Annotated in this window: 15 protein-coding genes; 8 read left to right on the forward strand and 7 right to left on the reverse strand. The window is 59.9% G+C overall.

The window, feature by feature from the left end:
* Nucleotides 1-12: 12 nt before the first annotated feature.
* Entirely contained in the window at nt 13-1,395 is a 1,383-nt protein-coding gene (locus ACHZCU_RS14200; protein WP_319519292.1) for an SLC13 family permease, read from the reverse strand.
* A gap of 73 nt (nt 1,396-1,468) precedes the next feature.
* Between ACHZCU_RS14200 and ACHZCU_RS14205 the strand changes: the two genes are divergently transcribed.
* Nucleotides 1,469-2,296: a helix-turn-helix transcriptional regulator gene (locus ACHZCU_RS14205; protein ID WP_319519293.1), complete on the forward strand. Its 828-nt coding sequence runs from the start codon at nt 1,469-1,471 to the stop codon at nt 2,294-2,296.
* Here ACHZCU_RS14205 and ACHZCU_RS14210 read toward each other — a convergent pair.
* Nucleotides 2,263-4,260 (reverse strand): FUSC family protein, encoded by a 1,998-nt coding sequence (locus ACHZCU_RS14210; protein WP_319519294.1) that lies wholly within the window; start codon nt 4,258-4,260, stop codon nt 2,263-2,265. The genes ACHZCU_RS14205 and ACHZCU_RS14210 overlap by 34 nt on opposite strands.
* A gap of 419 nt (nt 4,261-4,679) precedes the next feature.
* Between ACHZCU_RS14210 and ACHZCU_RS14215 the strand changes: the two genes are divergently transcribed.
* A complete protein-coding gene (locus ACHZCU_RS14215; protein ID WP_106311305.1) occupies nt 4,680-6,536 on the forward strand; it encodes an ABC transporter ATP-binding protein in 1,857 nt (618 codons plus the stop codon).
* A gap of 185 nt (nt 6,537-6,721) precedes the next feature.
* On the forward strand, nt 6,722-8,590 hold the full coding sequence (locus tag ACHZCU_RS14220; protein ID WP_394706068.1) for an ABC transporter ATP-binding protein: 1,869 nt from the start codon (nt 6,722-6,724) through the stop codon (nt 8,588-8,590).
* A gap of 10 nt (nt 8,591-8,600) precedes the next feature.
* On the opposite strand, the gene ACHZCU_RS14225 is transcribed toward ACHZCU_RS14220, so the two are convergent.
* A complete protein-coding gene (locus tag ACHZCU_RS14225) occupies nt 8,601-9,536 on the reverse strand; it encodes an endonuclease/exonuclease/phosphatase family protein (protein ID WP_319519296.1) in 936 nt (311 codons plus the stop codon).
* 265 nt (nt 9,537-9,801) lie between these two features.
* On the opposite strand from ACHZCU_RS14225, the gene petA reads away from it, so the two are divergent.
* The 4 genes from petA (at nt 9,802) to ACHZCU_RS14245 (ending at nt 13,203) form a co-directional block, all read left to right on the forward strand.
* The gene (gene petA, locus ACHZCU_RS14230; protein WP_106311314.1) at nt 9,802-10,380 is read left to right on the forward strand and encodes a ubiquinol-cytochrome c reductase iron-sulfur subunit; all 579 of its coding nucleotides are present in this window, start codon (nt 9,802-9,804) and stop codon (nt 10,378-10,380) included.
* A gap of 17 nt (nt 10,381-10,397) precedes the next feature.
* Nucleotides 10,398-11,675: a cytochrome bc complex cytochrome b subunit gene (locus tag ACHZCU_RS14235; RefSeq protein ID WP_106311317.1), complete on the forward strand. Its 1,278-nt coding sequence runs from the start codon at nt 10,398-10,400 to the stop codon at nt 11,673-11,675.
* A gap of 23 nt (nt 11,676-11,698) precedes the next feature.
* Entirely contained in the window at nt 11,699-12,556 is an 858-nt protein-coding gene (locus tag ACHZCU_RS14240; protein ID WP_106311320.1) for a cytochrome c1, read from the forward strand.
* Nucleotides 12,557-12,663: 107 nt separating this feature from the next.
* Nucleotides 12,664-13,203 carry an adenine phosphoribosyltransferase gene (locus tag ACHZCU_RS14245; RefSeq protein ID WP_319519297.1) on the forward strand — a complete coding sequence of 180 codons (540 nt, stop codon included), beginning with the start codon at nt 12,664-12,666 and terminating at the stop codon, nt 13,201-13,203.
* 18 nt (nt 13,204-13,221) lie between these two features.
* On the opposite strand, the gene ACHZCU_RS14250 is transcribed toward ACHZCU_RS14245, so the two are convergent.
* Together ACHZCU_RS14250 and ychF are read right to left on the reverse strand one after the other, a co-directional pair.
* A complete protein-coding gene (locus ACHZCU_RS14250; RefSeq protein WP_319519298.1) occupies nt 13,222-13,713 on the reverse strand; it encodes a glutathione peroxidase in 492 nt (163 codons plus the stop codon).
* Nucleotides 13,714-14,080: 367 nt separating this feature from the next.
* On the reverse strand, nt 14,081-15,184 hold the full coding sequence (gene ychF / locus ACHZCU_RS14255) for a redox-regulated ATPase YchF (RefSeq protein WP_106311329.1): 1,104 nt from the start codon (nt 15,182-15,184) through the stop codon (nt 14,081-14,083).
* A 236-nt stretch (nt 15,185-15,420) separates the two neighbouring features.
* Here ychF and clpS point away from each other — a divergent pair, with 236 nt between their 5' ends.
* Nucleotides 15,421-15,732 (forward strand): ATP-dependent Clp protease adapter ClpS, encoded by a 312-nt coding sequence (gene clpS / locus ACHZCU_RS14260; RefSeq protein WP_106311332.1) that lies wholly within the window; start codon nt 15,421-15,423, stop codon nt 15,730-15,732.
* Between the two features lie 30 nt (nt 15,733-15,762).
* Here the strand turns inward: clpS and pth are convergent, their stop codons facing one another.
* Both pth and ACHZCU_RS14270 read right to left on the reverse strand, forming a co-directional pair.
* The gene (pth, locus tag ACHZCU_RS14265; RefSeq protein ID WP_319519299.1) at nt 15,763-16,482 is read right to left on the reverse strand and encodes an aminoacyl-tRNA hydrolase; all 720 of its coding nucleotides are present in this window, start codon (nt 16,480-16,482) and stop codon (nt 15,763-15,765) included.
* A gap of 76 nt (nt 16,483-16,558) precedes the next feature.
* A complete protein-coding gene (locus ACHZCU_RS14270; RefSeq protein WP_319519300.1) occupies nt 16,559-18,778 on the reverse strand; it encodes a bifunctional diguanylate cyclase/phosphodiesterase in 2,220 nt (739 codons plus the stop codon).
* Nucleotides 18,779-18,800: the final 22 nt, after the last annotated feature.

Genomic DNA, 18,800 nt, shown 5'->3' on the forward strand with positions numbered 1-18,800 from the left:
GATCGGGACTGATTACATGAAACTGAGCAGTTTCCACCAGAAGAAATCAAGCGGCACCAGAATGAAGGCGGTGATCAGTGTCAGCGGAAACAGGATCTTCATCATGTTCCTGACCGGCTGTTCCGTCACCTGCATGCCGACCATCAGCGGCGCCGACTGATAGGGGAAGAGGATCGTTGAAAACCCGATCACCTGGGTCATCAGCACAGTCATGACCGAAAGCCCGGTCAGCGTCGAAAGCTCCGAGGCCATCGGCGTCAACACGGCAGGCACGCCCGGCAGAATGGAGATGATGCCGACCACGAAGGCCATCAGCGACAGCGACAGGAAGTTGATGAAATCCTGACCGGGCGCAAGTGGCAGGACATGTTCCATGCCATGGGCGATCACGATGCCAAGCCCGGTGGCATTGACGACCGCGCCGACGGCGAGGAACCCGGCCATGAACAGGAAAACGCCGAAATTGACGCTCTTGTCGAACTCGGCCGGTCCGATGGTCCCCAGACCCGGCATCAGCAGCGCGATCGAGGCGCAAAGGCCGATCCAGGCCGGGTTGATGCCGTGAAACGTATCCGTCATCCAGAAGGCGAGTGTCAGTGCCAGCACCGCAATCACATAGCGTTGCCGCCAGCCAAGCGATGTCCTTGCGGGCTTGTCTTTTTCCGCCGATTCCACCGGGCGCGGTGTGTCGCGGAAGAAATACAGGATCAGCGCGATGGTGATCAGGCTTTTCACGATCCCCAGAATGGGAAAATGCAGGGCCATATACTGGGCATAGGTGAGATCCAGCCCGTAGATCGTCTGCGCTGCACCCGCCAGCACCAGGTTCGGCACGTTTGAAGGCAACAGCGCAAAACCGGGAATATGGCAGGCAAAGGTGGTGGCCAGCGCCACTGCTGTCCGCCCCTTTGTATCCTGGGTGAAACCGAGCTTGTCTGCCAGCGCCAGCGCGATCGGTGACAGCAGGAAAAAACGCCCGAGCGAGGACGGCATGACGAAGGTCAGCGCAATGGCAATGCCGAAAATGCCGAAGATCAGCAGCGCGAAACTGTGCGACAGCCGCGCCTGAAGGCTCTCGCCGATCCTTTCGCTGAGGCCTGCCGTGCGGACCCCGGCTGCGATCAGAAACCCGGAGAAAATCAGCCACATCGCCGAGGAGTGAAAACCCGAAAAAACGACCTCCGGCGGCGCCAGTTTGAACAGAAGCGCTACGGCAAAGAAGATCAGACTGGCAAGATAGGCGGGCACAAGTGCCGTCGCCCACAGGCTGAGCGTGACCAGAACCAGCCCGAGCGTCCGGGCCTGCTCCGTTGTCATCAGGGACTGGGGGTAAAAGGCCAGTGCAATGGCAACAGCAACAAGGCCGGCAACGATGATCTTCTTGTAGGTCTGCATAAGAACCGTTCAACATTCTTGGAATATGGGCAAAGTCATACTATGCGTGCGAGGCGAATTACGGTACAGCTACATGATGCCAAACCATATCGAAGTTACGTCATCGATCATGCCCGAGCAGGGGCCGGGCTGGATCATCGATGCCTCCCGGCCGGTGACGGCACGCGTGCAGCGCTGGCAGGCGGGTGAGATCGGCCGTGCGCCGCATGCGCATCCGCGCGGACAGCTGCTGTGGGCGGAAGAGGGCATCCTCACGGTGCGCGCCTGCGGAACCCGCTGGCTGGCGCCCACCAGCCATGCAATCTGGATTCCCGGCGGTACTGTCCATGATGTGATGATGGAGACCGATGTTTCGGCGTGTTTCATCTACATCGATCCGTCGGTGAGCGGTGTGCGCGAAAAGCGCTGTGAAGTCTTGCACATGACGCCGCTGATGCGCCAGCTTTTGCTGCGGTTTCGCAATCCGGGGCCGGAAACGGACGGGCGACAGGGGCGGCTTTCACGCCTTTGCGCCGTGATCATCGATGAGTTGGCGACATTGCCGAACGCGCCGCTCAGCCTTCCCGCCGGCATCGATCCGCGTCTTAAACGGGTAACCGGCCGGTTGCTGGAGCGCCCCGACGACAACGCCAACCTGGGGGAACTGGCGCGGTTCGCAGGTGCCGGCACCCGCACGCTCGAGCGGTTGTTTCAAAGGGAGACGGGCCTGCGCTTTTCCGAATGGCGCAGCCGGCTGAGGCTGATGGAAGCCATCAACCATCTCAGCCATGGCCGCAGCAGTGTCGAGATTGCCGGCCTGCTCGGCTATCGCAGCGCAAGCGCGTTCGTGGCCGCATTCCGGCGTCACTTCGGCGTGCCGCCGCAATCCTATCTTAAGGCCGGTTCGGCTGATGACGACTGAGCCGGTTTCGGACCCGGACGCCGCCGGAGATAGGCCCATATCCAGGCAATTTCCGCCTCGACATCGCCGAAACGGTCATCCTTCTCGCGGCCGCCGGGTCTTGTTTCGCCCGGACGGTCACCGGCGATTGCGGCCAGTGCCTTTTCGGCCCGCAGCGCGCGGTCCGCGTCCGGTGGCGGGTCGCCCATGCGGCGGCCTTCCGCGTAGACCGTGATTGCATCGGAAAGCCGCTCGGCGCCGGCAATGGCGGGAAACCATGCCGCCGCCTCGCGGCCGGCCGGGGGCGGCTCGGCAACCAGGCGGCCCAGCACGGTGCGCAGGTCGGACAGTGTTCGGGATGCGGCAAATTCACGGGCCAGAAGGCTCTGGCGCAGCTGCGCCAGTTCGGCCTCGTCTTCCGTCTGCCGCACCGTGGCCGCAGCGAGATAGGCGCCGATCTTTTCCATGGCGTCCGAAAAGGCCCTGCCGAGCTGCCGTTCCTGCGATCGCGGCCAGATGAGATAACCGAAAACCAGTGCAATCGCCGAGCCGGCAAGCGTATCGGCAAGCCGCTGAATATCGTAGCTGGCCACCGGCCCTGAAGAAACCAGATCGATCATCAGCAGGATGACCGGCGTCAGAAATGTCACCATCACCGCATAGCTGCGCAGGCCGGCAAAAGGAATGACAGCACAAAGCAGCATGATCACGGGGACGAAGGCGATGCCCTTCGGCACCAGCGCGGCAATTGCAAGCGCGATGGCGACACCGGCGAGTGTGCCGAGACTGCGGTGAATGGCCCGCAGGAAGACCGAACCGAAATCGGGCTTCAGCACAATCGCGACCGTCATCGGCAGCCAGTAGGAATGATCGCCGGGCAGAACATGGCTGAGCGCAACCGCCAGCCCCATGCAAAGCGACAGCCGGAGAGCCGAAATCACCACCTCGCGGCCAAGAACGAGGCGGCGCGCGACACGGGTGGCAAGGCTTGCGGAAAACACCGCATCCCGCTCTGATTCTTGCTGGTCGGCCGGCATCTGGTCCCGGGCAGCGGGCGAGGGCCACATTGTGGCGGCCAGACGGTCTGCAAGCTGTATCGTCTGATCCGGCTGCGGCGTATCGGTACCCGCACCTGAAGGACGGCCGGCACGCGACATATAGGCCTTTGCCATGGCATCGAGCTTGTTTGCTGTTGCCGCCAGTTCCTGCCCGCGGGCAGCGATAATTGCCATTGAAAGCTGGTTGACGAGCGAAAGGACCGCGGCGGTTTTCAGGGTGTCGCGGGTGCGGGCGCGGCCGTGGCTTCGTTTTTCGATCAGTGTTGCATAGGCGGTTTTGGTGGCATCGCTCAGGGCGCGGCGCGCATCGATCATGCGCCTGCGATTGTCCGGCGTCGGCACCTTTCCGACCGCCTCCGAGGCGCGGGCAAGGCGTGCGAGCATGGTGATGATATCGGCCAGCATGCGCCGTTCGGGCCGGTCGCGCTCTAACAGAGCGCCGATGCCGAGCATTGCCGCCACAAAGGCGGCGCCGGCGAGATAGTTCACGAACACCATCCAGGCCGGCAGAACGGCTGGCGCGTGTGCATTGACGACGGCCAGCACCAGCATGTTGAGCGCGCCCGTGGAAAAGGCCGCGCCATACCCACTGACCAGCCCGGACAACAGGCCGACAGTCATCAACAGGGCAATGGTCGCAAGCCCGTGGCCGCCGACTTCCGGGCCAATGAGGCAGCCTGTGGCGCCGATCAGCGCGGAAATGCCCAATTGCCGGAACCGCTCGCGATAGGGATCGAGCCGGACCGTGACCGCGGCCAGAAAGCCGCCAAGCGCAACATAGAGCATCGGCCCGGTATGGCCGCTCAACTGTCCGATCAGCAGCGGCACACCGGTGCCGAGCGACAGGCGAATCGAATGGCGCCACGGCCGATAGGGCGTCGGTTTGAGCAGTGCAAGATTGTGAATCCACTGGCTGGTCCGGAGCATGGACAGCAATCATCCTCTTCAGCAACGTCGCCCGAATTCATCCAAAGCATGGCGGGCCCGGCCATACAAGGCCGGTCCCGGCGCGGTTACAGCATGCGTTGCCGGGATGCAACACATTGGGGCAATCGCTGCTTTTCACGCACCGGCTCTGGCCTTTGCGCATGTAAGGGGCTATAAGGGCCTCCGATTTTCTCAAACCGGCGAAAGGAGCATGGCAGATGAACATCACTGGCTTTGAATTGCTCCGCGTTCCACCGCGCCGTCTCGCGTGATCTTTCACACGACGTTCTTGTTTCCCATTTAGTCATTCGCATTCATACGGCCGCCTGACCGGCCGTTGTTTCCGTCCCGGGTTCGCTGTTGCGGGCAAAATTGTGCTCTTTTCATGAAGAGTAACCGGGAGGCATTGGAGTCCGATCATGTTTCGCTGGTTTGAAAACCGTCTCAATCCCTATCCCGAGGCAGAGCCCACGGCACCCCCCACGGGTCTGATCCCGTTTCTGTGGCATTATTCGAAGCCTGCCGCGCCCTATCTGGCGCTGATGGCCGTCATTGCCGCGCTGGTCGCTTTCGGGGAAGTCTACCTGTTCCGTTTTCTGGGCGATATCGTCGACTGGCTGTCGACGGCAAACCGGGAGACATTCCTGGAAGATGAGGGCTGGCGTCTCGCCTTCATGGGCGCGCTGGTTCTGGTGCTGCTGCCGGGGCTGACGATCTTCTCCTCGCTGCTGATCCATCAGGTGCTGCTCGGCAACCTGCCGATGATCAGCCGCTGGCAGATGCATCGCTATGTCCTGCGCCATTCGATGAACTTCTTCGCCAACGAGTTCGCGGGCCGCGTTTCGCAAAAGGTGATGCAGACTTCGCTTGCCATCCGCGAAACGGTGATGAAGGCGCTCGACATGTTCGTCTACGTCGTCACCTATTTCGTTTCGATGATCTTCATCGTCGCGGCGGCCGACGGGCGTCTCGTCATTCCGCTGCTGGTGTGGATCGTGGTTTACGCCGCGATGCTGTGGTACTTCATTCCGCGTCTGAGGAAGATTTCGGCCGATCAGGCCGATGCCCGGTCGCTGATGACGGGCCGCGTGGTCGACAGCTACACCAATATCGCTACCGTCAAGCTGTTCTCGCATGCCGGTCGTGAGGAGCTGTTTGCACGCGAAGGCATGGATGGCTTTCTGGAGACGGTCTACCGCCAGATGCGGCGCGTGACCCAGTTCCAGACGCTGGTCTACATCAACAACGCGGTTGCCCTGTTTGCGGTGAGCGCGCTGGCGATCCGCTTCTGGCTCGAAAACAGCATCACCGTTGGCGCAATTGCGCTGACGCTGGGGCTTGTCATGCGCATCGGCGGCATGTCGCAGTGGATCATGTGGGAAGTGACCGCGCTGTTTGAAAACATCGGTACCGTCTATGACGGCATGTCGATGATGGCGAAGCGGCACGAACTGGTCGATGTCGAAGACGCGCGCCCGCTTGTCGTTGAAAAAGGCGAAATCGTCTATGACGATATCTCCTTCCATTACGGCAAGGAAGGTGGCGTCATCTCGGATCTTTCGCTCGTCATCAAGCCGGGCGAGAAGGTCGGGCTGGTCGGGCGTTCCGGCGCCGGCAAGACCACGATGATGAACCTGCTGCTGCGCTTCTTCGATCTGGAGGGCGGACGGATCACCATCGACGGTCAGGATGTTTCGAAAGTGTCGCAGGACAGCCTGCGCTCGATGATCGGCGTGGTGACGCAGGACACATCCCTGCTGCACCGTTCGATCCGCGACAACATCGCCTACAGCCGTCCCGGCGCCAGCGATGACGAGGTGATTGCCGCGGCCAAACGCGCCAATGCCTGGGACTTCATCAAGGGGCTTTCCGACCTTCAGGGCCGTGTCGGCCTTGATGCCCATGTCGGCGAGCGCGGCGTGAAGCTTTCCGGCGGTCAGCGTCAGCGGATCGCGATTGCCCGCGTGTTCCTCAAGGATGCGCCGATCCTGGTGCTGGACGAGGCGACTTCGGCGCTTGATTCCGAGGTCGAGGCGGCCATTCAGGAAAGCCTGTTCGGGCTGATGGAAGGCAAGACCGTGATCGCGATTGCCCACCGGCTGTCGACGCTGACCGAGATGGACCGTCTGATCGTTCTCGACAAGGGTGTGATCATCGAGACGGGCACGCATCAACAGCTCGTCGAAGCCGGCGGCATCTATGCCGATCTGTGGAAGCGCCAGTCCGGCGGTTTCCTCGCCGAAGACGAAACCGCCACCGGAGCGGCTGCAGAGTGAAATTGAGCGGGCCCGCCGGATGGCGGGCCCGTTTCGGTTGAAGGGGCAGTGGGCCTTCGCCCACTGTTTTATTGGGATGACGTTTTTATTAGGCCCGTAGCCTTCAGTCTGGAAAGTCGGTCTGTTGCGCCCGAACGGCATTTACGCATTTGCCCGGCATGCGAATCCCTGTATCCATTTCCCTCATGATATTTCAGCGCATTGCAGAACTGTTCGAGCGGTGGATCGATCCGTTGGCCGACCGTGCGGCGGAACGGCCGCCGGAGAAGCTTCTGCCGTTTCTCTGGTATTTTCTGCGCCAGGCGAAATGGCCGTTTTTCGCCATGCTGGTCGTCGGCGGCGGTGTCGCGATCATGGAATCGGCCGCCTTCTGGTTCATGGGCGTGCTGATCGATATTCTCGATGGAACACCGCGCGAGGCCGGCTGGTCGGGGCTGATGGCCGAACACGGCTGGGTGCTGATCGGCATGGCCGTTGCCATGGTCGTCGTCAGGGTCGGCTTTACCACGCTGCAGATGCTGATCGAGGAACAGACCATCGTTCCCGGCTTCAACAATCTGGTGCGCTGGCAGTCCTACCGTTATGTCGCGCGCCAATCGCTCGATTTCTTCCAGAGCGATTTCGCCGGTCGGATCGTTGCCAAGGTGGCGGCGGCGGGCCAGTCGATCGGCGATCTGATGTCGTCGCTGCTGCAGGTCGTCTGGTTCATGGCGATCTATGCAATCTCGACCATGGCGCTGGTCGCTGCGCTTGACTGGCGGCTGGCGGCACTGATTTTGCTGTGGATCGCGATCTTTGCCGTTCTGGCTCGGTTCTTCGTGCCGCGCATTCGGGAAAACGCCCGTGAACTGGCCGAGGCCAATTCGGTGATGTCGGGACGGATGGTGGATTCGTTTTCCAATATCATGACGCTCAAGCTGTTCGGCAGCGACGAGGGCAATGACGGCTATATGCGCACGGGCTTCGAACGGCTGATTGTCCAGGTTCGCAGTTTTACGCGGCTGATCACCGGCGTCAGGGCCTCGCTCAGCCTGCTGTCCGGCGTGATGATCACGGCAATCGCCGCGCTTTCCGTCCATCTGTGGTTTTCGAGCAATATTTCGTCGGGTGCCGTTGCCTTCACGCTCGGTCTTTCGCTGCGGCTTTCCATGCTGCTCGGTCGGCTGATGATGCAGTTGAACGGCATCATGCGTGCGATCGGCACCATCCAGAATTCGGCCGAGCTGATTTCGCAGCCTATCGGCCTGCTCGACCGGCCGGATGCCGTCCCGCTGGTTCTGCGCAATCCGGAAATCCGTTTCGACAATGTCAGCTTCGGCTATGACGGCGGCCAGAGCGTGATCAACGACTTTTCCCTTGCAATCGGCGCCGGCGAAAAGGTCGGTATCGTCGGTCGTTCGGGGGCGGGCAAGTCCACGCTCGTCAATCTGCTGCTGCGCTTTTATGATGTCGGCAGCGGCCGGATATCGATCGATGGTCAGAATATTGCCGACGTCACCCAGGAAAGCCTGCGCGCCCAGATCGGCATGGTGACCCAGGATACCGGTCTGCTGCATCGCCCGATCCGTGACAATATCCGTTTCGGCAATGAAGATGCCGATGACGACATGCTGTGGGAGGCTGTTGAACGGGCCGAGGCCGACAGTTTCATCGCCGATCTTGCCGATATGCGCGGCCGCAAGGGGCTCGATGCTTATGTCGGCGAACGCGGGGTGAAGCTTTCCGGCGGTCAGCGCCAGCGCATTGCGATTTCGCGGGTAATGCTGAAGGACGCGCCGATCCTGGTGCTGGACGAGGCGACGTCGGCGCTCGATTCCGAAGTCGAGGCGGCGATCCAGGCCAATTTGATGAAGCTGATGGAGGGCAAGACCGTGCTTGCAATCGCGCATCGCCTGTCGACCATTGCAGCGCTCGATCGCCTGATCGTCATGGACAAGGGGCGTATTGTCGAGGCGGGGACGCACCGGCAGCTTCTTGAAAAGGACGGGCTCTATGCAGCACTTTGGGCCCGCCAGTCGGGTGGCTTCCTGCCCGAACTCGACGACGAAGGCTGATCGGATCGGTTCAGGGCGTTACCGGAAGGGAAATGAGGGCCTCAAGCCCGAAATGATTTGACCCCATATTGTGTCTGACACGCTTCACCGAGGCGATGTAGGCAGGTTGGCGTACAAGAATATGATCGATGGGCAGCCCGATCGACGGCATTTCGACCGGCCATGTCCGCGGTTCATGGGCGAAGGCTCTGAGACCCGTGGTTTGCAGGAAATTCAGGATATACGGTGACAGCAGCGAAGAGTTGAAATCGCCTGCCAGAATCAGCGGTCCGTCCACATCCCTCAGATAGCGCTTCACGCTGTTCAGCTGTTCCAGCTGCATGGTTTCATAATACGGTTTGGTCAGGTGCATGGCGACGAAGGTTGCCCGGGCGCCGTTGATGTTGATGCCGGCGCGGATGAAACGATGCGCGCCGAGCGGGCCGAGGTTTCGAACCTGCGGATTTTCAAGCGGATATTTTGACATCATCATCAGGTCGCAGTTTTTGACCAGTTCGCCACAGCCCACCCGGTAGGGATAGGTTTTCGCAAGTGCGTCGAGATGAGGTCGCAAGGGGCCGGATTCGAGCGTATAGACCACATCGGCATTCTGATCCGTCAGCCAGTCGGCAATTTCCGCACCGTCCTGATTATAGCCAAGGATGTTGAACTCGATCAGTTTCAGGGCGCGGATATTGCTGTCGGGCCGGGCGTCGGGCTGAACGGTGCTTTGATGCAGGTGCCAGACCCACAGGCACAGCAGCGCAGACGCCACCAGCGGTATGGCCGACCATAATGTTCTGTCGAGCCCCAGAACGATGAGCGAAAGGCATACTGCGGCCACGGCAATATGCACTCGCATGCCACCGACGAACGAGAACAGCCAGAATTGTGAAAGGGAAGGCAAAACGCCAAGCAGCAAGGCCAGACTTGCAAAGGTGACGGCCAGAGTCTTCAGGGAACTCAAGCTTAAATCCTGAAAAAGAAAAATGACAAAAGAAAATATCAGCGGCTGAACATACCATTCGTCAGTACCGGCCGCAACGGTGTCGTACAAATGCTGCGCTGCCACATCGGATAGCTTGTGGCCACAGATGCCGGACACTGGACATCATAAGGGATCGCGCATAAAACTTAGGCTAAATGAACGTCACCATGGCGCCTTGTCGCGGGAAACTGCGAGGGAGAACAAGGCGTTTCCGACGGTGGCATCAGCTGATGGAGGGATAGCGGTGCAAGACGAGACTGTTTCGACGGATCATTCCGGCGAACCGACCCGGCGCGATTTTCTGTATTTGACAACCGGGGTTGCCGGGGCTGTGGGGGTGGCCGGCGTCGCCTGGCCATTCATCGACCAGATGCGGCCGGATGCGTCGACACTGGCGCTTTCGACTGTCGAAGTGGATGTCTCCAGTCTCGAACCCGGCATGTCGCTGACGGTGAAATGGCGCGGCAAGCCGGTCTTCGTCCGCAATCGCACCGAGCGCGAGATCGAGGAGGCAAGGGAGGTGCCGCTTTCCGATCTCAAGGACCCCGAGGCGCGCAATGAAAACCTGCCGTCGGGTTCTCCGGCAACCGATGTTGACCGTTCCGCCGGTGAGGCCAAGGAAAACTGGATTGTCATGATCGGCTCGTGCACCCATCTCGGCTGCATTCCGCTCGGTCAGGCCGGTGATTTCGGCGGGTGGTTCTGTCCCTGTCATGGCTCGCACTACGATACGGCGGGCCGTATCCGCAAAGGCCCTGCGCCGCAAAACCTTGCGATACCGCTATACGAATTTACGTCCGACACTGTAATCAGGATCGGTTGAGGGGGAGAGACTGGGCCATGAGTGGACACTCGAGTTATGTGCCGAAGAACGGTGTGTCGAAATGGATGGATGCGCGTCTGCCGCTGCCCCGCCTGTTATATGACAGCTTCATTTCCTATCCGGTTCCGCGCAATCTGAATTACGCCTATACCTTCGGCGCCATGCTTTCGGTCATGCTGGTGGTGCAGATCGTCACCGGCATTGTGCTGGCCATGCACTACACGTCCTCGACATCCGCCGCCTTCCTGTCGGTCGAGAAGATCATGCGGGACGTGAATTATGGCTGGATGCTGCGCTACATGCATGCAAACGGTGCCTCGTTCTTCTTCATCGCCGTCTATCTGCATATCGCCCGCGGGCTTTATTACGGCTCCTACAAGGCGCCGCGTGAAATTCTCTGGATGCTCGGCGTGGTTATTTATCTGCTGATGATGGCGACCGGCTTCATGGGCTATGTGCTGCCCTGGGGGCAGATGTCCTTCTGGGGGGCGACGGTGATCACCGGTTTCTTCACCGCCTTTCCGCTGATCGGCGACTGGGTTCAGCAGCTTCTGCTCGGCGGTTTCGCCGTTGGCGAGCCGACCCTGCAGCGTTTCTTCGCGCTGCACTACCTGTTGCCGTTCATGATCGCCGGCGTCGTGGTGCTGCACATCTGGGCGCTGCATGTCACCGGACAAACCAATCCCACCGGTGTCGAGGTCAAGCAGAAGAGCGATACCGTGGCGTTTACGCCCTATGCGACGCTGAAGGACGCGCTTGGGGTCACGATCTTCCTGATCGCCTATGTCTGGTTCATCTTCTACATGCCGAATTATCTCGGCCATCCGGACAACTACATCCCGGCCGATTCAATGAAGACGCCGCCGCATATCGTTCCCGAATGGTATTATCTGCCGTTTTACGCGATGTTGCGGGCGATCACCTTCGACATCGGCCCGATCGATTCCAAGCTTGGCGGCGTTCTGGTGATGTTCGGCTCGATCCTGATCCTGTTCTTCCTGCCCTGGCTTGACACTTCCAAGGTGCGCTCGGCCGCCTATCGTCCGTGGTTCAAGCTGTTCTTCTGGCTGTTTGTCGCCAATGCGTTCATGCTTGGCTGGCTCGGTTCGCAGTCTGCCGAAGGCATATTCGTGATCATGTCGCAGCTTGGAACGCTTTATTATTTCGGATTTTTCCTCGTGATCATGCCGGTTCTGGGGTTGTTTGAAAAACCGGCCCGGGTGCCGAATTCAATCACCGAAGCCGTGCTCGAAAAGCAGGCCGCGCGCAAAAAGCCGGCCAAGGGCGACGTCTGATGCGTGGCGAGAGGGGAAAAACCATGAAAAAGCTTATCGCCGGTGTCCTGTTCACCGCATTTTTGACGCCGCTGTGTCTTTCGGTCGCCAATGCAGCCGAGGAAGGCGAGGAGGGCGGTACGCCGCATTATCCGATCGAGCATCCGCATCAGATGGACTGGAGCTTTGCTGGCCCGCTCGGCACCTATGACCGCGGTCAGCTTCAGCGCGGTCTGAAGGTTTACAGGGATGTCTGTTCGGCCTGTCATTCGCTCGATCTGGTGGCGTTCCGCACGCTTTCGGATCTCGGCTATTCCGAGGCGCAGGTAAAAGCCTTTGCCGCAGAGTATGAAATCGAGGCCGGTCCCGATAATGACGGCAACATGTACATGCGGCCCGGCATTCCGTCGGATTATTTCCCGGCGCCCTTCGAAAACGCCGAGCAGGCGGCAGCCTCCAACAATGGCGCCGCACCGCCCGATCTGTCGCTGATGGCCAAGGCCCGCGGCATCAAGCGGGGCTTCCCGACGTTCATCTTCGATATCTTCACCCAGTATCAGGAGGGCGGGCCGGATTATATCCATGCGCTGCTGACGGGTTATGAGGATGCGCCCGAGGGCACGGAAATTCCAACCGGCACCTATTACAATCCCTATTTCGCCAATGCTGCGTCGCTGGCCATGGCGCCGCCGCTTTCGGACGGGATCGTCGCCTATGACGATGGCACACCGGAAACGACGGACCAGTATGCGCGCGATGTTGCCGCCTTCCTGATGTGGACGGCGGAGCCCAAGCTTGAGGACCGCAAACAGACCGGTCTGGTGGTCATGGTCTTTCTCGTGATCATGACGGTTCTGGTTTATCTCACGAAAAAATCGGTCTATTCACGCAAGCACGATTGATTTTTCGCGTGCGGACGTGAACAAGGAAAGGCGGCGCGGGCCGCCTTTTTGATGAATGGCCCGAGCACGCTTATCTGGACTGAAGCCGAATAAAAGGACATCGGAAGATGAATGCCAATCCTGAATTGCTCAATGCCATTCGCTCGATTCCGGATTATCCGAAGCCCGGTATCATCTTTCGTGACATCACCACGCTGCTCGGCGATGCGCGCGCCTTTCGCCGCGCCGTCGACGAACTGGTGCAGCCCTATGTCGGCATGAAGATCGACAAGATCGCGGGTATCGAGGCGCGCGGTTTCATTCTCGGCGGCGCACTGGCGCATCAGCTGTCGGCCGGTTTCGTGCCGATCCGCAAAAAGGGAAAATTGCCCGACAAGACCGTGTCGATGACCTATTCGCTGGAATATGGCGAAGACGAGATGGAAATGCATGTCGACGCCGTCAAGCCGGGCGAGAAGGTCATTCTGGTCGACGACCTGATTGCCACCGGCGGCACGGCGGAAGGCGCCGTCAAGCTGCTGAGGCAGATGGGGGCGGACATCGTCTCAGCCTGTTTCGTCATTGATCTGAAGGACTTGCCCGGCCGCAAGAAGCTCGAAGCCATGGGCGTCGAGGTTCGCTCGCTGGTGCAATACGAAGGCCATTAACGCCTGCGTCGCGAAGGCTCAAGCCCTCGCGGCAGCCAGCGTGTCGTTGATGTCGTCCTGTATCTCTTCGGGTTTGACCGTCGGCGCGTAGCGCTTGATCGGCTCGCCATCGCGACCGATCAGGAATTTCGTGAAATTCCACTTGATGATGCCGGAGCCGAGAAAGCCCGGACGCTCCTTTTTCAGAAATTTGAAAAGCGGATGAGCATCGTCGCCATTGACATCGACCTTGGCGAACATCGGGAAATCGACGCTGAATTGCGTCTTGCAGAATGTCGCGATCTCGGCTTCGTCGCCTGGCTCCTGGCCGCCGAACTGGTTGCAGGGAAAGCCAAGCACGGAAAACGCCTGCTCACGGTATTTCCGGTAGAGTTCCTCAAGGCCTTCATATTGCGGGGTGAAGCCGCATTCACTCGCCGTGTTGACGATCAGGAGCACATGGCCCTTGTAGTCGGAAAGATCGACGGTGGATCCGTCAATGCTCTTGGCTGAAAAGTCGTAGATGGTCATCTGTTCGCCCGGCTGTTGTTATAAGTGAGGAAATCGACTGTAGAGAAGGTGGGGCCGGGGACAGCCACCTTCAAGGCAAAAAGAAAGGCCGGTCTTTTGCGGACCGGCCTCAGTTTGTTGATAAACCCTGTAAGCAATCACAGCTTTGCCCCACCGTCATTCCGGCCTTGAGCCGGAATCTAGTAAGCGCAAGTCCTTGCACGCAAAGACTCTTTCTGGAAGCGCACAGCAAGCGGCCCTGGATACCGGCTCAAGGCCGGTATGACGAAAGAACGTGGGGCAAACTTTGTCAGCAGTCTGGGGCCGGCCTTGTACGGACCGGCCTTGTACGGACCGGCCTTCTGCATGAATCGAGTGTCGCTCTGACTTACGTATTGAAGCGGAAATGGATCACGTCGCCGTCGTGGACGACATATTCCTTGCCTTCGTCGCGAGCCTTGCCGGCTTCCTTGGCGCCGGTCTCGCCGTTGAAGGCGATGAAATCGTCATAGGCGATGGTGAAGGCGCGGATGAAGCCGCGTTCGAAATCGGTGTGGATCACGCCGGCAGCGGCCGGCGCCTTGGTGCCCCGGCGCACGGTCCATGCGCGGGTCTCCTTCGGGCCGACGGTGAAATAGGTGATCAGGTCCAGAAGTTCGTAGCCGGCGCGGATCAACCGGTCGAGGCCCGCTTCTTCCAGCCCCATTTCGGAGAGGAACATTTCCGCTTCCTCGGCATCGAGCTGGGCGACTTCCGCCTCGATGGCCGCCGAGATGATAACGGTTCCTGCCGATTGCTCTGCGGCCATGGCCGCGACCCTTTCGGTCTGGGCATTGCCCTTGGCTGCATCACCTTCGGCGACATTGCAGACGTAAAGCACCGGCTTGGAGGTCAGAAGGTTCAGGCCCTTGAGGATTTTGATGTCTTCGGCATCCAGCTCGTTCAGAAGCGAGCGCACCGGTTTGCCGTCCTGAAGCAGCTTCAGCGAGGCGTCCATCACGGGCAGAACGGCAAGTGCTTCCTTGTCCTTGCCGGTGGCGCGCTTGCGGGTCTGGTCGACGCGGCGTTCCAGGCTTTCCAGATCGGCGAGCATCAACTCGGTCTCGATGGTGTCGGCATCGGCAACGGGGTCGATACGGCCTTCGACATGGGTGATGTCGTCATCCTCGAAACAGCGCAGAACATGGACGACGGCATCGACCTCGCGGATATTGGCGAGGAACTGGTTGCCGAGGCCTTCACCCTTGGAAGCGCCGCGCACGAGACCTGCAATGTCCACGAAGGAAATGCGGGTCGGAATGATTTCCTTCGAACCAGCCACCTTTGCCAGCGCGACCATGCGGTCGTCGGGCACGGCAACCTCGCCGGTATTGGGCTCGATCGTGCAGAAGGGATAGTTGGCGGCCTGAGCTGCGGCGGTCTTGGTCAGCGCGTTGAAGAGGGTCGACTTGCCGACATTGGGCAGGCCGACAATTCCGCATTTGAAGCCCATGGGGATATCCTGCTTTTAAATTCGTTTCTCTGGCCCGAGGCTATGGGCGATGAAGGCGGCAAAGGTCAAGGCCTCATCACGCAACAGCGGCTTTTCTCACGGCCGCACTTGCGAAATCGGGGCCGAGGGCGCAAAATAGCGATATTGCGGTTCGTCAGTTTCTGATGTCGTCAGTGCGCTTGCGCCGGCCGCGTATTCTTCATTTTTTGATTTTGAAAAGAAGGGACGGGTCGGCCATGAGCGACACGGGCTCCGATACAAAACGCAAGACGAAGACCAAACCGAAGGTCGCCCGACCGCGACTTTACAAGGTGATCCTCGTCAACGACGATTTCACGCCGCGCGAATTCGTTCTGGTCATCCTCAAGGCGGTTTTCCGGATGAGCGAGGAGCAGGGCTATAATGTCATGATGACCGCCCACCAGAAGGGACGGTGCGTGGTCGCCGTCTATAGCCGCGACATTGCCGAGACCAAGGCCAAGGAAGGCGTCGATCTTGCCAAACAGGCCGGCTTTCCTCTGATGTTCGTCACCGAACCGGAAGAATAGGCCGGTCGGGTACTGTTGGGCTGTCGCCGGTCAGTCTTTTTTCTGGCCGAACATCTTTTTCAGCATATCGGCCATGGGGCCGCTTTCGGGCATTTTCTGTTGTCCGTGCTGGCGGGCGTTGTGGATATGGGATTTTGCCTTCCGCACCGGTTTCGCAGCGGCCGGTTGCGGCTGCGCGCCGCTGCCGCCTGTCGCCAGCGCAAGCTTGTTCATGAACTGCGAATCCTCGCCGCGCACCAGAAGGTCTGCGTTCGACGCAATCCCTGCCAGCAATGGCTCCAGCCATTCGCTGTCGACCTTGGCGAAATTGCCGAGCACATGGCCGTGGACGCGCGCCTTGTCGCCGGGATGACCAATGCCGAGGCGCAGGCGGCGATAATCCTTGCCGCAATGGGCGTCGATCGACTTGATGCCGTTATGCCCGCCCGAGCCGCCGCCGGTCTTGATCCGGGCCTTTCCGGGGATCAGATCCAGTTCGTCGTAGATCACCAGCAGGTCTGCGACGGAAAGCTTGTAGAAGCGCAGCACCTCGCCGACCGCCTCGCCGGACAGGTTCATGAAGGTCTGGGGCTTGATCAGCAGCACTTTCTCGCCGGCAAGGCTGCCTTCTGAAATAAGCCCCTTGAACTTGGATGACCATGGCGAAAACCCGTTGCTGTCGGCGATGGCGTCAACGGCCATGAAGCCGATATTGTGTCGGTTGCCGGCATACTGGCCGCCCGGATTACCGAGACCCGCGATAATGAACATAAGCTGCTGTCCTTCAGGAAGATCGGCCCTTTTCCAACCTGTTTCACGTCGCATGTCAATATGCGTCGGCCGGGCCTCAAACGAGCGCCATCGCCTCGGAAAGCGGCAGCGGCGTCGAAAACAAAAAGCCCTGGGCGTACTGAACGCCGATTGTGCGCAGGTGTCGTGCCTGCTCTTCTTCTTCCACACCCTCGGCAATCATCAGGCAGTCCATGTTCGTCGCAATCGCCGCGATGCCCTCGATCAGCCGGCGGCTGCGTGTGGCGATCGCCGGGTCGGGATGCGTCAGCCCCTTGATGAAGGACTGGTCGATCTTGATGATATCGACCTGAAAGCGCGTCAGATAGGCAAGGGACGAATAGCCGGTTCCGAAATCATCAAGCGCGATCCGGCAACCGATGCGACGCAGCTGTTGAAGACATTCGGTGATCCGGTCGCTGTCTTCCAGGAAAACGGCTTCGGTGATCTCGACGGTCAACTGTGCCGGATCGACGCCGTAAACCTCAAGCTCGCTGGCTATGAATGCGATCTTTTCGGGCGTCAGCTCCACCGGCGAAAGATTGATGGCGATGTGCAGGTGTTCATCACCGTGGCGCTGGCCAAGGGCGCGCAGGCCGGAAAGCGCTTTTGAAAACAGTTGCCGTCCGGCAAGATCGATCCGGTCCGATTCCTCGGCAATGGCGATGAATTCACCGGGCGGGATCAAGCCTTTTTCGGGGTGGTTGAGGCGCATCAGGGCCTCAAAGCCGACGATCTTGCCGCTTGCAAGATGCGTGACGGACTGAAAATGAGGTTCGAACAGGCTTTCCTCGATCCCGCGCCGGATGTCGTCTTCCGACTCCGTCCGCTTCTTTCGGCTTGCCAACATTTCGGGCTCGAATCTCCGGATACCGTTGCCGCCTTCGCTCTTGCACGATGAGCTGGCAATCGTGGCGAAATGAATGAATTCCTGGCTGTCGGCGGCATTTTCGGGGAAGTGGGCAATACCGATGCTCACGGTGATCGACATCGTTGCAGAGCCGATCACGAAGGGCGTGCGCGCAGCTTCGCAGAGTGCTTCGGCGATGGTTTCGGCATTCTTCCGGGCATCTGTGCCGGAGAGCACAAGCGCAAATTCATCGCTGCCGAGGCGGGCCGACAGCAGCGCCTTCTGCAGTGACGGGCGCCACCGCTTGACGAGTGCGCGCAGCAGCTCCTCGCTCGCCCTGTGACCATGATGATCGTTGATCGACTTGAACCGGTCGATATCGACAAGCAGACAGGCCAGCTGGCAGCCCGGTTTGGCATCTGCAATCAGGTCGGCAAGCCGTTTCTCGAAGCCGATCCGATTGACAAGGCCGGTGAGGTGATCAGCAAATTCCGCCGTGTCGGTATCCGCTGCCTCGACGGTCAGATCGGAAATGTCCTGGATCACCGCAAGCGCGAAGGCCTTGCCATCCGGCGCGGATACCGCCGTTGCGGCAAACCATGTGTCGGAAGTGCTGCCGTCGGCGTGGCGAAAGCGCAGCATGCCCTTCTGGGGCTGGCCTTGCTCATGAAGGTCGGAAAGGCGTTTGCCGATCACATCCCGGTCGGGGGCGGCGAGGAATGTGCCGATGTCGGCGCCTGTCACATCCTCGCGACCGTAACCGCTCTTGCGCAGCCAGCCCTTGCTGACATCGACGAATTTGCCTGCCGCCGAAATCAGACAGGCCATTTCGGTTTCACTTTCGAACAGATGACCGAAGAGACGATGGTCGTCACCGTCCGACGGCGGGCGGGCGTCAGCCTCCCGTATTTCCTCCGGATCGGATTGCGATGCGCCGTCTTCGCCGCCAGTATCTCCGGAAGAACCGGCACGGGCCTTGAGTGTGCCGATGAAGCGCCATGATGCCCAGCCAAGAAAAAACGATGCGACAACGCCTGTCACTATGATCAGCCACATCGCTGTACTGATCGAGGCGGGTCTTGAGAAATAGAGATTGAGCTTGCCGACTTCCTGTACGCCATTGCCGATCCCGTCATAAATGGGACGAGACAGGGAAGCCATGGCATTTGGCGTGCCGATCGGCAGGCTCGTGTCCTGCATCAGAAGATCGACCATTCCCGACCGATCGACGATCTCGACCTTGTCGACCTCGGGCGTCTTCTGAATGGCGGTCGCGATCATTGCCATCGTGTCATAATCGGCCGTCGCCATGGAAACGGCGAGCGCCGGCGCGCTGATATCGGCAAGCTGTGCGATATGTTTCGAGAAACTGGCGTCGGTTGCTTCGATCATGTGAAGCGAAAACAGCGAAAGGACTAACAGAGCCATGCTCACCGCGCAGGAGCTTGCC

It is taken from the genome of uncultured Martelella sp. (assembly GCF_963677965.2).
GTDB classification, from domain to species: domain Bacteria; phylum Pseudomonadota; class Alphaproteobacteria; order Rhizobiales; family Rhizobiaceae; genus Martelella; species Martelella mangrovi.